This window comes from Bacteroides sp. HF-162 (assembly GCF_015679285.1).
Lineage (GTDB): Bacteria > Bacteroidota > Bacteroidia > Bacteroidales > Bacteroidaceae > Bacteroides > Bacteroides uniformis.
This window is the reverse complement of sequence record NZ_CP064937.1, coordinates 4,156,038-4,173,759: the sequence shown is the minus strand read 5'-3', so window position 1 is coordinate 4,173,759 and position 17,722 is coordinate 4,156,038. Positions and strand designations below refer to the sequence as shown.

Genomic DNA, 17,722 nt, shown 5'->3' with positions numbered 1-17,722 from the left:
CGCTACTTTTAGGCGTCACTTTGAGAACTTTTGCAGAAACTCCGTAAGATTACTTCCCTTTTCTAGACCTAATTTTTTGCGCAGGCGATAACGGCTGATTTCAACTCCTCGTAAAGAGATGTTCAGCAATGGAGCTATTTCCTTAGAAAGCAAATTCATCTTGATATAAGCACAAAGTAACTTTTCTTTATTGCTTAGTTCGGGGAATTCCTCCTCTAATTTTTTAAAAAAATCATGATATACTGAGTCAAAACTACTCTGAAAAGCCTGCAAATCATCATCATGCTCAATATTTGTATCAATCTCTCCTAATAATCGAAGTGTCTTCCGGCGAAGCAAAACAAGATTCTCTTCACTGATGGAATGGGAAATATTTAATACTTCTTTTTTGATATTCAATAGGGTTTCATTCTTACGTACAATATTGAGCGTAGTACGAATCAATTCTTCTGATTTATGACGCAACTCCGACTGCAAGTTTTCTTCCTTCAGAATGTCTATTTTTTTATCTTTCAAATCACTCTCCTTTTGGAATTTCTGTTCTTGCTGGTAAAGTTCCGATTCTTTTTGTACCAGCAGACGTCTACGACTTTCTGAAATATGATAATACATATAATAAAACAGCGACATTACAACTATCAAATACATCAAATAACTCCACCATGTACGATACCAAGGTGGCAGGATTTCAAAAGTAAAAGCAGTCTTTACCGGATCTTGATCCCCGTCGGTCAGTAATTTCACACTAAATACGTATTTGCCTTCATGTAACTCTGTGAATTCTTTCACATTATTCTCACTGTATTCACTCCAGACATCTTGCTTACCGTCTACACTTAGCTGATATGAATATAGAGCCGTCCGTGATTTATTATAATTATTCACACTATATTTTATTTTAATCGAATTCTGAGAATAAGGAATCACCACTGGAACTGTATCATACAAATAACTGCGGCCATAGATAAGCGAATCACGAAATCCAGTCAGATATACTTTTCTGATTTGTAAGTTCAACGGTGGGCGCTGTATTTGCGAGCTATCCATTTTTATCAGTGAAAAGCCATCTTCAGTTCCAACAATTGCTTGGTCAGTTTTATAAAGACATACATCTTCAAAATTTTCTATTAACATCCCTTTCAAAAACAATTCATTATTCACTTGATAGTACTCCTTATTGGTGGAATCATAATGCAGCACCTTCAATGTTCCGTTCACCACATACCAGATATTCTGCAATGAATCTATCTTCATATAGGTATAAGCAGTCTTGCCTTCTAATAATTGTTCAAGTCTAGTATACGCCTCCAAACAGTCACGGCTCTGGTCATAGTACCATAAGCCATAATGTGAAGCTATAGTTACTTTGTCATTCACTCGCAGCAGGCATGCATCATAGCCACGAGGGAACCTTCTGTTATTGTAATCCTTAATTTTTTCTATTTTCCGCAAATCATCTGACAATGTCAGGCGGGAAACCCCATTTTCCTTATTTCCTACCCACAGAATATTGGTGGAATTCTCCATCAACATATCTTTGCACGAGCGGCTGAAGCCCTCTATATAGCTTTCCACAGTCCAATTCGCCCCTTTTTTCGTAAGTAAATACAATCCGCTATAAGTTCCTGCAATCAGCGCATCTTTGCGTGCATCTACCGATACCATCCCCCATACCCCTTTAGGATTATTGAGATGCTCCACATGATCTCCATCTATTATAAAAATACCATTATCTGAGCAACAGAAAAGCTTATTGTCGTATTGGTGAAGCGACCACATTTGTCCACCCGTATCTGGCACAAAATCAATAGGACTTTTCTGATTTAATAGTTCTGGAGGAGTAGACCGATATAAACCTTGATTCGTTGCAAAATAGAACTTGCCTCGGTAGTTGCAAGAAGCATATCCTGAACCAATCATCGGTTTACCACCATATAGTGAAACAAGCTGTTCATTTAAATGGATGCAATCGATGCCATTGTCCAAACCTAACCAAAGATTGCCAGTCTTATCAAACATCATGCTTAAGACTGTTTTATTTTGCAAGCCATTCTCTGTAGATATCACCTCCATTTTATTTGTCTTCAGATTTAAAAGACAAACTCCACCTTGAATACTACCTAAAGCCAACAATGAGTCTTGTAACGCTGCACAGAATATCTTATTCTTACGGCAGAATTCTTCAGCGCTGTTAGGAAATTTTCGGAAAGAAGTAGCATCATGAATGAAAAGACCGTTATCTCTGGTTACTGCCAGCAAGTTGTCCTTATAAGGTAATAGCCCTCCAATCTTCACCGTAGCACCTATTGCCGAAGAGTTGGACACTTGTTTGAATTTTGTTCCATTTAGCACTAACAACCCTTTATCGGAAACTATATATAGTTTGTTCTGTAAAATCAATGAAGTATAGATCTCTGATGTATGGTCTACCTTATTCATCACGCCTTTCTCTATATAGAAAAAACAGCGGTCTGATTGAAAATACACACGGTCACTATCCGGCAGAATATTCCAAATGACCCCCACATTTACATTGGGCGATAAGCTATCAGAAAGGCAGGTATACTCCAATCCACCCAAATGATTTGGGGTAAAATAGCCAAATTGCCCCATTCCACCGATATAGATCCGTCCATCATGCCCCATTTTTACCGTACGTGTTTTAGCATTATGAATCGGATATGTATTCCACTCCACCCCGTCAAACTCCAATAACCCTTTATTATTAGCTGAATATATCCAACCATTATCGTGTTGTTGAATATGCCAATTCTGATTGCCAGCCTTATAAACATGTCGAGTGTAATTTGTCACTTGACGTTGCCATCCGGCATTTATAGGAATAGATATAAAGAAAAGAAGAATATAAAAACAAGTGAGCTTTTGTTTCATAGCAGTTAACATTTTATTTTTAAAACAAAGATAAAATATTTTATCTACAAATAAAATAATAATTTATAGATGTACTTGAATTATTATAATAAATATTTAATTATCAGCAAAATAATTAAGAAGTGAGAAGGTTTTGATGTAGTTAAGACTAATTAATGAGAAAGTTTTGATGTAATATTTTTTTAAGCTTCCTTTTATTACTCACATATATTTGCAGCATCTTTTTGTTAAACCTATATATTGCATACTAATGAGAAAAGCATCTTATTTATTCCTATTCAGCTTATTGATTAGCAGTAGTGCATGTGGATCAGACAATGATGGAACAATTTCTTCCAAAATACCTGACGGAGAAAATCCGGTGACTTCGGCCGGTTTGCAAGCCTACATGCTTACTACCACTGACACCCGTACCTATGAGCTAAAAGAGTCTACAGCGAAATTTGAATCCCAAGTCAGCATGTCACCTAAAAACATTTTGTTGAATCCGCAACAGACTTTTCAGACTATGCAAGGGTTCGGAGCTGCACTTACTGGTTCATCTGGAAGCTATGCCTTTGTCATCATCAATAAAAGCAATACAGCCAAGAATATTGTACTTACCGCTCCAGACAATTCTGGGAAAAAGCACTCGGCAAATTGCATCTTGCAACCCTGTTCGGTAAATTCTTTCAAATGGGATGATAAAAACAGAGATAACTAATTACTTTTTAAATTAAAAAATCACAGATTATGAGAAATCGATTTTTGCTCGGCATGATGACATTCTGCCTCGTCGGAACAACATCGTGCAAAGATGAGATTGACCAATTTGATGATCACGGTAACTCCTCAATTGTCTCCTTTCAAGGCTCCGATAAAGCCTACATGGGCGACAGTATCTCTTTTGACTTTGAAGTAAAGAGCAGTAGCGTGAAAATCAACCAGGCCAAAGTACAACTCTATTATGGAGAAGAAATGGTATCTGAAGCACTTTACATGTTGAAAGCCGATGGAAAGTATAGCGGAAAAGTGTTGGTTCCGTTCTTAAAGAATACCCCGGACGGAGATGCCAAAGTAATCCTGCGTGTACAAAACGAACGCTTTGCTGCAGACAGCCGTGAAATGACGGTAGCAATAGAGCGTCCCAAGTATCAGACACTTCGTTTAGTAGCGGCAGATGGAACAGAATATGCCATGATGCCTGTGAAAGGAAAGGAATACGAGTACAGTGCGCGCGCCAAGTTTCCTGCTGAAATGGAAGCATCCATTGTACTCCCGGCTTATTCCGACGGAAGCAACAATCCTTATCTAACAGGCAACGAGATTCGTTTTGGTATGGACAACGGTCGTATTTCAATGAATGCTCCAAAAAATATCAGCTTTGAGACTACCGGATATGGCGATGATGGTATGTATGACATTACATTCAACACCTTGACTTTTGAGGGAACTCCTTTCCCTAAATTTGGTTTACGATTTGATACGCAGAATAAATTTGTGGAATTCGAGGGTTCGGGCAATGTGTTTACGGTTGAGACGGAATTTAAAAAGGATGACATTATCAAAGTGAGCGGCATCAAAGAAGAGTACCCCGAGCTTTGGAAAAACCCCACTTGGTTCAGTGGTGTAAAAGGAGATGAACAACTGCTCCATTTCCGTGGTAGAGATGGCAAATATCGCTTCACCTTGGATAAAGGGCTGAAAGCCATCATGATGGAACAGTTGGAAAATGCGACCGCCTCAGGTAACCAAAATGCATCTGCCGTATGGGTTATCGGAAATGAGAGAATAGGGTTTCCATCATATAGCAAGAACAACATCAATTGGAATACAAACAAAGGGTTCAACCTCGTTCCACTGACCGGCACTAAGTACGAACTGGTGATGTTGGTGGGCCAGAACATTGATAGCGGCAATGTCAACTTCAAATTTTTCGGCCAAAAAGGATGGGGATTGGAATGGGTAGGTCCTGGCGCATATACGCTGAAAGAAGGTGGTAACTATATAAAATATGCCAGTGACGGTAACTTCCAAAGTGCAGAGATGTGGCCTACAGGCAAGTACATGGTAATGACCATGGAAACTGCCACCAAGCCCGCTGGATTGTGGGTGAAAGCACTGGAGGAAATGCCTGTTTACGAGGCTGCAGAATAAGGTAAGGAATACAAAGGGATAATTAATTTAATTAAATGACAATCAAATGAAGAAGAGATATTATCTTGCGGCGCTATTTGCTATTTCACTGGCAATACAACCAGCGCTTGTAAAGGCCGACACTGCCCGCAAGACAGATGGCATGGAAAACATGCAACAACAAAAAACGCGTATCAAAGGTTTGCTGACCGATTCTAACGGCGATCCTATTATTGGGGCAACTATCATGGTAATGGGCACTACCGGACGGGGCGTGATCAGTGACATCAACGGACGATACTCCATCGAAGTAAATCCTGGCGAAACACTTCAATTTAGTTACATAGGATTCATCACCGTAGAACACAAAGTAAAAGCAGAGGAGACCACCTTTAATCTACGCATGGAGATGGATGCTATTTCTACCGAAGAAGTGGTAGTAGTGGGTTACGGTAAACAGAAAAAGGAAAGTGTGGTGAGTTCCATGTCTACCGTAGGACCGGCTCAGTTGAGCGTAAAGAGTGCTAATCTCACCAATAACATTGCAGGTAAATTGCCCGGACTGATTGCAGTGCAACGCTCGGGCGAACCAGGATGGGACGATGCCCAATTCTTTATCCGAGGTATCAGTTCTTATGCCGGTGGCACAGACCCTCTGGTATTGGTGGATGGCGTGCCCCGTAAGATGAACGATATTGATGTGGATGAAATCGAGACCTTCTCCATATTGAAAGATGCGGCTGCCACAGCTGTATATGGTGCAGAAGGTGCCAATGGAGTTGTATTGATTACTTCCAAACGAGGTAAATCTCAGAAAACGGTCATTAACATGTCTGCTGAATATGGTTACTCTACGCCGCTCCGCTTGCCCAACCTGATGAGCTCTTACGACTATTTAAGCTTGTATAACGAGGCTGATTGGAATAGTAATGGTAATCCGCGTGCCAACTATACTGCTCCGGTAAGCGATGCTGACTTGGAAAAATACCGCACCGGAGCTGATCCTGATCTTTATCCGGATGCCAACTGGATGAATATGTTGCGCGACCATACCAGCAGCCAGCGTTATACCATTAACTTTCGGGGAGGTGGTGATCGTGTACGCTTTTTCGTATCCGGCGCCTATTATACACAAGACGGTGTATATAAGGAGAAAAAAAATGCCGACTATGACTCCAATATCAGCTTCAAGCGTTATAACTTACGCTCCAATATTGATTTCGAGTTAAGCAAAACTACTCGTATGTCTGTGGATATGTCCGGTCAATATATAAACCGGGTAGCCCCCAGTAAGACAGCTTCCGATATTTTTGGTGGCATGACACTACAACCAGTACACCTTTATCCACAAATCTATTCAGACGGTTCAGCCTCACAGCACCCAAACTACGACAATTCGGGGCTGCGTCAGAACCCTTATAATTTCTTGTACTTCAGCGGTTACAGCAAGAGTTGGGACGCAACCTTCCAAAGCAAGGTCTTGTTGGAACAGGATTTGGATTTCATCACCAAAGGACTTTCTGTAAAAGGCAGTGTGAGTTTCGATGCTAACTCTAATCAGTACATCAACCGAACCATGTCACCAGCAACTTTCACAGCTACTGGCCGTGATGCCAACGGCAATCTGATTTTCAAAGCACTGGAAGCTGGGTCTGCACTGAGCAATCCTTCAAGCGGAGCTTCCGGTGGTAACAAAAAGATCTACATCGAAGCCTCTTTCAACTACAAACGCAACTTCAACGATAAACACGATGTTACCGGTTTGTTGCTCTACAACCAAAAAGAGACTCAAAATCAGAATGCAAGTGGGCTGAATTTATTGCCCTATCGCAAACAAAGCATTGTGGGACGTGGCTCTTACACATTTGACAACCGCTACACCCTTGAAGGAAGTTTTGGTATGACAGGTAGTGAGAATTTTGCTCCAGGACACCGTTGGGGTATTTTCCCCGCTGTGGGTGGAGCCTGGTATGTGAGCCACGAGAAGTTCTTTGAACCAATACAGAAGGTTATCAGTACCTTGAAAATACGTGCCTCCTACGGACGTACCGGTAACGATCAATTGGGTGGAACCCGTTTCCCTTACCAGGAGGAGATGAACAATGGTGCTGGTGGACTTAATCTGGGCATTTCGGGAGGATCAAATGGGAATGCCGAGAACTGGTATGGTAATTTAAGCGAAAACCGTGCATTCTACCCCAACCTGCGTTGGGAAATTGAAGACAAGAGCAACTTCGGCTTCGATCTCGGCTTGCTGAACGGACAAATCGATCTGACTATGGATTACTTCTCCAACCGTCGTAAAGATATCTTGGTAAACCGTAATACCATCCCGTCCATGAGCGGTTTGCAATCTACACCAATTCAGAATTATGGTGTGGTGAGCAACAAGGGTATAGATGGCAACTTGACCTTCAAGCAACACGTGGGCGACCTTAATCTAACTTTCCGTGCCAATTACACGTATGCAAAGAACAAGATTATAGAAACGGATGAGATCAGACATGTCTATAGCTACCAAGACCTTACGGGAATGTCATTATGGACTCCGTTCCTCTATATTGCCGATGGTCTTTATACACCTGATGACTTCAACATTACCGTCGATCCCGTAAGTGGCGCCGAAAGCTACCAACTGAAATCTGACCGTCCCAACCCCGGTGCGGCGGTTGCTCCCGGTGATATCAAGTATTGCGACTTGAACAAAGATGGTATTATCAATGACGATGACAAGACATACCACAATGGACATTTGGATAAGACACCTCGCAGCGTATATGGACTGTCGTTCAACGCGGATTGGAAAGGCTTCTTTGCCGGAATCTTCTTCCAAGGTGTATCAGGCGCTTCCATCAATCTAATGAGCAAAGCATCCAACTTCATGCCGTTCAATCAGGGCAAAGATGCCTCATCCGCCCGTATGGAAGCTATGAGTCGTTGGAAAGCATCCGATCCGTACAATGACAACGTGCTCTATCCGCGTTTGCGCAACAATACCTTTGCACACAATCTGCAGCCGAGCACTTGGTGGTATCGTGATGCCAGTTTCATTCGCTTGAAGAACGTGGAATTCGGTTATCAGTTCAATAGAAAGCAGCTTAAATCATTGCGCCTCACCAACTTGCGTCTCTACGTGCAGGGAACCAACCTGAAGACTTGGGACCATGTGAAATATTGGGATCCAGAACTGGGCGATGCGAACTCAGGAGCCAAATACCCTATATCAAGTACTTGGACTTTCGGAGCAGAGGTAACATTCTAACTAAACAAAAGAATTAAAAGATATATATTATATGAAACTTAAGAATTTATTATATACAACTGTTAGCTTTGCCGCTCTTGCACTCGGCACCGTATCCTGCTCAGACTACCTGGACATCTCTGGCGAGTTTAATGCTAGCTTGGGAGTGGATGAAGTTTGGGACAACGCAAACTATACCCGCGATTGGTATGGAGTGATTTATCGCGACTTGATGGAGTATTCTGAAACAGGTTCGGAAACCAATGCCTTTAAAAATCCTTGGTCAAACCTATGTGGTGAGATTGCATCCGAAAAAGCCAGTTCACGCGATGTGATGACGGCTGGCTTCACGGCGGCCAGCGGAAGCTATCATCGTTGGGCTGCTTTCTATAAAGACATCCGTCAAGCCATGATTTTCATAGAACGTGCCCACAATGAAGGCGTAGGTGACCCCAGCAGCAACAACAAAATCACAGCTGACGAAATAGCCCGCATGAAAGATGAATGCCGATTCATGATAGCCTACTATTATTTTTCTATGTTTGAACTTTACGGTCCCGCTTGTATCGTTACAGAAATAGATGATGCGGCAGAGCCTCATGTGACAGATTACGATCGTGCCACTGTGGACGAAATGGTGAATTACATTGATGGTATATTGGAGCCGCTATGCGATCCGCTACAATCCAAACTGCCAGAATCAGCCATCACCTCGTTTGCCGATGGAAACTATAGTTATAACTTCCATGAAATAGTACGCCCCACCATCGTAGTGGCTAAGGCCCTGCGTGCCAAGCTGTGGATGTATGCCGCCTCCAAGCTTTTCAATGGTGGTGATGGCTCTGAATACTACCAAGGACTGCAAAAACTCCAAAATGCTAAAGGAGAATACATCTTCCCCCAAAGCAAAGACCCGCAGAAATGGATTATTGCCAGAGACCGTGTAAAAGATCTGATAGATTATGCTGAAGCACATCACCATGGACTCTACCGTGTAATGGCAAACGGGGTGGAAGCTCCAGACCGTTCGGTGTACAACCTTTTTCAGGAATACAATCAAGAAATTCTTTGGAGCAGTACGAACAATAGCTATTCCGATCAATATAAAATGGAAAAGCGTACCAACCCACGTGATGTGAACTCCTGTTACGGAACCATTGGACCGTCCCAAGACGCAGTGGATATGTTCTTCATGTCCAATGGATTGACAATCAATGACGACAATAGTGGATACAATGAAACTGGATTCAGTGAAGTGGAAAACCGCTGCTACGACCCCGCATACAAAGCCACCAAGATAGACAAAAACATTTACAATATGTATGCGAACCGCGAACCTCGTTTCTATGCCAACGTGGTTTATCAAGGAAGAAGTTGGTTCAAGAATTGGATGGACGGTAATCCGAACTACATCGTAGACTTCTCTGCCGGTGGTGGCAATGACCTCTCCAACGGTGACAATGTAAAAACTGGATATATGCTTGGTAAGTTCAAGAACCGTACAGTAAACCATGCTAACGGCTACACGCAAGCTTGGAAGCGTGTTTCCATCATTTACCGTATGGCCGAGTTCTATTTGTTCTATGCCGAAGCCTTGAACGAAATTGACCCGAGCAATCCGGAAATTATCAAATATGTAGATATGATACGACACCGCGCAGGCATCAACGGCTACCAAGACTTGCAGGAAAGCGGTATGAAAACAGGGGTTATCGGCAATTACGACAGACAGTTTGAAGCTATACAGCACGAGCGTTATGTTGAACTATACTGCGAGGGTCAACGCTACTTCGACATTCGCCGCTGGATGATATGTGACAACGGGCAAATAGGCTGTGACCAGACACGCTTCTACGGCATGAACATGAAGGGTTCAAAAGACAAGACCCCTGGTGACCCGGCTTCCTATTATACCCGTACTCAGTTAGAGAACCGGCAATGGAGCGACAAGCTTTACTTGTATCCTATTCATCAGAATGTCATCAATCTGTCACAAGGACGAATTCCTCAAAACTATGGATGGTAAATGACCAACAGAAGATGAAAAAAAAGAGATTATGATATAAGGATTAACAAGCGGTGGAAATTCGTGCAAGAAAGAAACAGAATTTCCACCGTTCTTTTATAACTTTACCACCTCAACTCAACAACTATCAGATTATGGGATACCCTTACAAAAGAGGCCGTTTCCTTTTTGCCTTATGGACAGTGATCTGTTGCTTTGCCATGATTGTGATGCCAATGTCACTCCGTGCGCAACGAGAAACGAAGAGCCTCAACCACGACTGGAAATTTCTAAAAGGCGAATGTACTTCCGCTGCAGACAGTACCTTCAACGACAGCCAATGGGCAAACATCCACCTGCCGCATACTTGGAATACTGATGCCTATACCGAAAAAGACTATTATCGCGGAATAGGCTGGTACCGCCATCGTATCACCCTTCCCAAAAATTGGAAAGGCAAGCAGGTCTTTCTGAAACTGGATGCTGCAAACAAGGCGGCTACCTTCTTCATCAATGGCAAAAACATAGGTGAACATGCGGGAGGATATACTGCTTGTACGTTCAATATCACCCCCTTCCTCTCTTTCCATTCCCCCAACGTTCTGGCTATTCGCGTGGATAATGCCCGGATGGACATCCCTCCCATCTCCGGAGATTTCACTTTTTTCGGAGGTATCTATCGGGATGTATGGCTCACTGCCGTTCCCAACCAACATTTCAACTTAACCGACCACGGTTCGGACGGTATCTTCATCAGTACCCCCCAAGTGTCCGAGGAGAAAGCCACCCTCTCCATCCGTGGCGAAATTAAGAATGACGCCTGCGAAAAGGCAAACCTGGAACTCGTTCATTCCATCTACCAGCCAGACGGTATCTTGTTACAAACACTAAAGAAGTCCATACAACTGAATCCTGGGGAGACCTATGCTTTCCAGAATGTTGCATCGCCCATCCTGCATCCCCGGTTATGGACTCCCGAAACGCCTGCCCTCTACCGGATAGAAACCACCTTGCGTGACTGCAAGACTAAAGTGGTTCTGGACCAGAGTAACCATCATACCGGCTTCCGGTGGTTCCACTTCGATGCCAACAAAGGATTCTTCCTTAACGGTAAACCCTATAAGCTTCGCGGTATCTGCCGTCACCAAGACCAGAAACCTATCGGGGTGGCATTGACCGACGAAATACACCGCCGTGACATGAAAATGATGAAAGAAATGGGAGCCAACTTTATCCGTGTCTCCCATTACCCCCAGGATGACGCTCTCCTGGAGATGTGCGACAAACTCGGTATGTTGGCCTGGGAAGAAATCCCCATCATTGACATCGTGCCCGAGACTCCCGGATATGGAGACAATTGCGAACGAAACCTGCGTGAGATGATTCGCCAGCACTATAACCATCCCTCCATCATTGCATGGGGATACATGAACGAGATCTTACTTGTCACCCAACGGAAATATAAAACCGAAACCGAACTGAAGCCCGCTATAGAGCGTGCATCGTCACTTGCCAAAAGACTGGAGAAAGTACTCAAAGCGGAAGATTCTACACGCGTCAGTGCCATGGCATTCCATGGCAGCAACAGCTATAATGAGACCGGCATAAGCAACATCACCGATATTGTAGGATGGAACCTGTACCAGGGATGGTATGGCGGAGACGTCACTGGATTCGAAAAATATCTGGCACAACAGCACCGGGACTGTCCTGCCCATCCGATGATTGTCAGCGAATATGGTGCAGGATCGGACAAGCGGTTGCATTCACTCACCCCACGCGCTTTCGATTTCAGTATTGAATACCAGCAGAAATACCTTGAACACTATCTTCCGGTACTGGAGAATACACCTTATGTTTGTGGCGGTACACACTGGAATTTCATCGACTTCTGCTCGGCCCTACGTGACGAGTCCATGCCACGCATCAACAACAAAGGATTGCTGTATGCCGACCGTACTCCTAAAGATATATATTATTACTACCAAGCTGCCTGGCGTAAGGACATCCCCGTATTGCACATTGCCAGTCGTGATTGGACATACCGCAGTGGCGTACAGCAGGGAAATGCCCCTGTCTTGTTGCCGGTAAAGGTCTATTCCAATCTTCCCGAGGTAGAGCTTTTCATCGACGGGAAGTCCATAGGTAAGCAGCAAACAAAGAATTACACCGTCACCTTCGAAGTTCCGTTCTGCAGCAGGAAACCCTTTCTTCTGGCACAAGGCAACCATCAGGGAATAAGGGTGCAAGACGGTTTGAAAGTAAATTTCCACCCGGTTCCTGCCCGACTGGATGCAACCAACTTGAAAAATCTGGAACTGGCCATAAATGTGGGAAGCCGGTGCTTCTTCACTTCCGACGAAAGCCAACTGACTTGGCTTCCCGACCAGCCTTATACACCCGGCAGTTGGGGATATATCGGTGGTGAGGAACGGGGTACGGAGACTGAAATACGCAACACTGCTGACGGTCCCTTGTTCCAGACTCTCAGAAACGGCATCGAAGGATACCGTTTTGACGTGCCCAAAGGTGTCTATGAGATAGAATTCCTCTTCACGGATATCTTTCGCCAAAACTCCTCAGCAGCCTATCTGTTGGGACGTGACGGAGCACATGAAAACCGTGAGAGCACATTCGGTATTTCCATCAATGGAAGTACTGTTGAAGAGAGTCTGTCACCTTGTAAAGAAAGCGGTTATTTCCATGCCCTACGGAAGAAATATATCGTCAACAACGAAGCGGACAGTCTTGAAATACGCTTCCATACCATCAGCGGCAAATGCTTCCTGAATGGTATCAAACTCCGTAATATTTACTAATCCATATAAAACAGCAGAATATAATGAAACTGAAAGCAGTAAAATGGACACTTGCCATCTTGTTTATGGCACCCTGCATGCAAGCGCAATCCGTATGGAACACAACACACCTTGCCAATGTGAAACGTTCTATCCGGGAACCGTTCTACGCCACAGCTTACGAGGCACTGAAGAAGGAAGCGGACAAACTATCGGACGTACAGCCTCTTTCTGTCATGATGAAAGAAAAGACACCCGCCAGCGGTGACAAGCACGACTATATGAGCCAGGCCCGCTATTTTTGGCCCGACCCAGCAAAACCTGACGGACTGCCCTACATCAACCGCGACGGCATATCGAATCCCGAACTGAGCAAACTGGACCGCAACCGTCTGGGTACAACCGTTAGCCGCATCACCACCTTGGCATTAGCCTGGTACTTCAGCGAAGAAGAAAAATATGCCAGGAAAGCGACTGAGCTTATCCGTGTGTGGTTTTTGGACAAAGACACCCGAATGAATCCTAATCTGGAATACGCGCAGATGATACCGGGGCACAATAACAACAAGGGGCGCTGCTACGGACTGATAGATACCTACTCCTTCATAGAGATGCTGGATGCTGTAGCGCTGTTGGAACAATCACAAGCATTCACTGCCAAGGACAGCAAGCAACTGAAGAAATGGTTTGCCGAACTGACCGACTGGATGCTCACCAGCCCGCAAGGCAAGGAAGAGGCGGCTGGAGCCAACAACCACAGTGTGGCCTACGACGCCCAAATCATTGCTTTCGCCCTCTATACCGGCAACAAGAAACTAGCACAAGAGGTAGTCAATGCTTTCGCCGAAAGACGTATCTTCCCACAGATAGAACCCGACGGACGCCAACCGCAGGAATTGCGTCGTACCCTCGCTTTCCACTATTCCCAATATAACCTGACACATTTCATTGACATCATGCTGATGGCAAAGAAACTGGGCAGCAACATTGACAACGCCACATCAACCGATGGACGAAGCTTCTACAAAGCCATGGATTTTCTGGCATCCTACGTGGGAAAGAGCCTCGGTGAATGGCCTTACCAGCAGATCAGCGGGTGGGAACACTCCCAGCAAAACCTCTGCAAGGACCTCTACCGTACAGCCGCTTATCTGAACCCCGCACGCAAAGACTACCTGCAACTTTACTATGCGCACCGCATACTGGAACCGCAGGACAGTTTCAATCTTCTGTATGTAAAAGCTACCGAAACAGACCATGCCTATGCCTTTGCCGCCGGACAGCTGGATCTGGCCATGAAATGTGCCGATAAGGCCAAAAAGGAAGAGAAGAATGCCGCCAAGCGCCGTGTCATTCCCCGAAGTATCCATAAGGACGGTTCACTGGCCATGATACATCCCCACGACTGGTGCTCGGGATTCTTTGCCGGTTCTTTGTGGCAGATGTACGCCTATACGCACAACGACTATTGGCGCCAGTCTGCTATCTCATGGACTTGGCCCATCGAAGAGTCCAAATGGCACAAAGGTACCCATGACCTGGGCTTCATGATGTACGACAGCTTCGGCAAGGCATACGAGTTAACCGGCGAACGTTCCTACCTGGACGTGGTGCTACAGAGTGCCAAAACATTGATTACCCGCTATAGTCCGAAAGTGAAAAGTATCCGGTCCTGGGACCACAACCGCGACAAATGGAAATATCCGGTCATCATCGACAATATGATGAACCTGGAAATGCTGTTCCACGCTACCCAACTTACCGGAGACTCCATTTACTGGAAAGTGGCCGTGAACCATGCCAATACAACGATGAAAAACCATTTCCGCCCGGACTACTCCTCTTATCATGTGGTAGATTATGATCCGGAAACAGGTGAAGTCCGCATGAAGTGTACCCACCAGGGCAATTCAGACGATTCATTCTGGAGCCGCGGACAAGCCTGGGGATTGTATGGATTTGCTATGTGCTATCGTTTTACAAAAGATCCCACTTACTTGAAACAGAGCGAAAACATTGCCGATTTCTTCCTGAATCTACCCAACATGCCGGCAGACGGTGTACCCTATTGGGACATGAAAATGGATGTCATCAAGGACTGTACTCCCGAAAAGATCAATCCGGATGTGCCACGCGATGCTTCTGCCGCCGCCCTTATCGCTTCCGGCCTTTATGAACTATGCACGTATGTTTCTCCGGAAAAGGGAAAAAAATATAGGGCTGTTGCCGACAAAATCGTAAGCAATCTCCACAAGCACTACCAGGCAGCACCGGATACGCACTACGGCTTCCTGTTGCTCCACTCTACGGGACATCATCCCGGAGGAAGTGAAATTGACGTTCCTCTGAACTATGCCGACTATTTCTACCTAGAAGCATTGGCACGTAAAGAAGCATTGAATATGAAAATGAAGGATTGCCCTGGAAAGGCTCCGTAGACAAACAGTTAATGGAATAGCAAGTATTTGTGTCAACAAAGGAAATATTCAGGTATAATCAGTACTTACGAAAGGAAGAAGTTGTGCGTTTTAAGTATGCACAACCTTGTATTAACGTGGGTTCGAAATAAAATCAAAAAATAGCAAGTTGTCCGTCATTGACAAAGTTTACGTCAATGGCGGGCTTCTTTTCAAAAAAGCAGTATGCCGCGATAGCCGACAAGGAGTTGGCTATAAAGTTATTGAATGAACGATGTCTTGAGTGTTCAATCTGTGCGATGTTCTTCAGTTTGTCATTGACCGTTTCAATCAAGGCTCTTTTTCTGAGCAGAATCTTGTCAACAATACTCATCAATGTGAATATTTTCCACGCTCGGCAAGTCCCTCAAATGTCTTATGAATAAGGATTCTTTGGTTACGACAAACACGTAAAGGAGTGGAGTCAACGAAACTGATGCCGGTACAGGTTCCCAGCAGGACTTTCTTAATGAAAATGGTCAGTGGAAGCAGTACTTCCTTCTCCAGTTCTACAAAACGGTTATAAGAAACCTGACGCGGAAAAAGGTGTTTCAGATGTTTACAGACATATTCCTTATAGTAATGCTTGAAACAGCGGAAACCACCGGAGTGAAACCGGATTAGAACAACCATAATCTCAGCATCACTCATACAGTTGGGTTTGTTACGATGCTTGGTCTTCTTATCCTCAATCATATATTTTTCCTGTTGCAATGTAAATTCCTTGCAAAAATCATCGGCCATACAATGTAACTTTAGACTCTGGAAACATAGTGGTAATCGTTTAAATGTTATAATTGGACACTATAATTTTAATACTTTTATCGCTATGTTTCTAATTATAAGTGAAAGATATTTATTCTTATATCGAACTCACGTTAAAATAAGATAGTTATGGAATGTATTTTTTGTTTGAATGAGAATGCCTATTTCGATGGCGTGAATTATGTTTGTCCGGATTGTGGAAGAGAATGGCCATGTGATGAAATTGCGGACGACGACGATGATAACAATAAGTTGCGTTGCCCTGAATGTGGCTCGCATTTGGTCTATCCTGATTCAAGCGGTATTAATGATTATGCTTGTGATGCTTGTGGGTGTAGATGGGATGGTGACGATGATGAAGAAGAAGATTAATTATTGCAATTATGGAGCTGGGCAAATAGCGCTATTATTACCGCATTATTACATGCTTCAATCTGAAAAAGATTAGCATTCCTTTGCCAGGCCCCCTGCTTTTCACTATCTTTGCCTCTGTAGTTTGTAGTTGCGCACAGTCGTGGAATGTCTTTCTCATAGTTGTGAAGAAGGTGTATCACAAATATGAAGAAGGTAAACCACAGCTGTGCGCATCTTTTTTTGATAAGCTTTCAGCAGAAGGAAGAACGCTTCTTTGCGTAAGGAAGACCTATGCTCTGCCTAATGAAAGCCGGTACTTTGCATGAGCGAAACCTGCAGACAGCAACAGAAATGAATCTAAAAATGGAGGAAGGAATATGGCAATTTTATTTGATTGGTACGAAAACCCGAAAACGAAGGATAAACAAGGGGAAGAGCTGACCCTGCATCCCCGGATTAAACTGAACGGCTCCACGACGACCGATGAGCTGCGCAGGCATATACAAGAATACTGCTCGCTGACCGAGACGGATGTACTGGCGGTACTCGATGCTTTGTCGCATTTTGTGGGACGCGAGCTGGGGGAGGGCAGGCAGGTACATTTGGACGGCATCGGTTACTTTGTTCCCACGCTGACCTGCACGGAACCGGTGACACTGGAGACAAAGCGGAAAAGTACTAAGGTGAAGTTGAAAAACATCACTTTCAGACCGGACAAGGCGTTGCGCAGTGAGATAGGAGTATTGAAAGTAAAGCCGCTGAAATTGCGGAATCTCATGAAAAAGAGGCTGACGGATGATGAGGTGAAGCAAAAAGTGGTGAACTATCTACGTAAGAATGAGTTCATCACCCGCAGTGTTGTACAGTCGATTTGCGGCATGACCCGCACGACTGCAACGCGGCAGATTCGTCGTCTTTGTGAGGAGAATGTGTTGGTAAACAAAGGGTTGCAGAAACAGCCGATTTATTTTTTGAAGGAAAAAGAGTAGGTTGATGCGTATAGGGCTTGCATGGATTGCGTCATGTAGGCAAAATCTGCCTGCATGCTTGCATGAGGTCTGCTTGCATGGTGCAATCTGTTGTAAATTAGTGCGCT

At 44.2% G+C, this 17,722-nt stretch carries 9 protein-coding genes and 1 pseudogene; 8 read left to right on the top strand and 2 right to left on the bottom strand.

The genetic code is table 11. The features are described 5' to 3' along the window. Positions 1–15: 15 nt before the first annotated feature. Complete coding sequence (locus ITJ87_RS17705; RefSeq protein WP_117600521.1) at positions 16–2,892, bottom strand: transcriptional regulator; 2,877 nt, start codon at positions 2,890–2,892, stop codon at positions 16–18. A gap of 250 nt (positions 2,893–3,142) precedes the next feature. Between ITJ87_RS17705 and ITJ87_RS18870 the strand changes: the two genes are divergently transcribed. The 6 genes from ITJ87_RS18870 (at position 3,143) to ITJ87_RS17675 (ending at position 15,489) form a co-directional block, all read left to right on the top strand. Beyond that, positions 3,143–3,595: a hypothetical protein gene (locus ITJ87_RS18870; RefSeq protein ID WP_229135053.1), complete on the top strand. Its 453-nt coding sequence runs from the start codon at positions 3,143–3,145 to the stop codon at positions 3,593–3,595. Between the two features lie 29 nt (positions 3,596–3,624). Further along, positions 3,625–5,028, top strand: coding sequence for a DUF5125 domain-containing protein (locus ITJ87_RS17695; RefSeq protein WP_117964167.1), 1,404 nt, complete (start codon positions 3,625–3,627; stop codon positions 5,026–5,028). Positions 5,029–5,074: 46 nt separating this feature from the next. Then, complete coding sequence (locus ITJ87_RS17690; RefSeq protein ID WP_117600469.1) at positions 5,075–8,269, top strand: TonB-dependent receptor; 3,195 nt, start codon at positions 5,075–5,077, stop codon at positions 8,267–8,269. A gap of 31 nt (positions 8,270–8,300) precedes the next feature. Then, the gene (locus ITJ87_RS17685; RefSeq protein WP_117964168.1) at positions 8,301–10,274 is read left to right on the top strand and encodes a RagB/SusD family nutrient uptake outer membrane protein; all 1,974 of its coding nucleotides are present in this window, start codon (positions 8,301–8,303) and stop codon (positions 10,272–10,274) included. A 200-nt stretch (positions 10,275–10,474) separates the two neighbouring features. Next, entirely contained in the window at positions 10,475–13,072 is a 2,598-nt protein-coding gene (locus ITJ87_RS17680) for a glycoside hydrolase family 2 TIM barrel-domain containing protein (protein ID WP_117964236.1), read from the top strand. Between the two features lie 23 nt (positions 13,073–13,095). Beyond that, a complete protein-coding gene (locus ITJ87_RS17675; protein ID WP_117964169.1) occupies positions 13,096–15,489 on the top strand; it encodes an alginate lyase family protein in 2,394 nt (797 codons plus the stop codon). A 133-nt stretch (positions 15,490–15,622) separates the two neighbouring features. Here ITJ87_RS17675 and ITJ87_RS17670 read toward each other — a convergent pair. Then, positions 15,623–16,251 (bottom strand): annotated as a pseudogene (locus ITJ87_RS17670) (transposase). Positions 16,252–16,401: 150 nt separating this feature from the next. Here ITJ87_RS17670 and ITJ87_RS17665 point away from each other — a divergent pair. Both ITJ87_RS17665 and ITJ87_RS17660 read left to right on the top strand, forming a co-directional pair. After that, entirely contained in the window at positions 16,402–16,644 is a 243-nt protein-coding gene (locus ITJ87_RS17665; RefSeq protein WP_117964170.1) for a hypothetical protein, read from the top strand. Between the two features lie 359 nt (positions 16,645–17,003). Then, positions 17,004–17,615, top strand: coding sequence for a winged helix-turn-helix transcriptional regulator (locus ITJ87_RS17660; RefSeq protein ID WP_057252352.1), 612 nt, complete (start codon positions 17,004–17,006; stop codon positions 17,613–17,615). Positions 17,616–17,722: the final 107 nt, after the last annotated feature.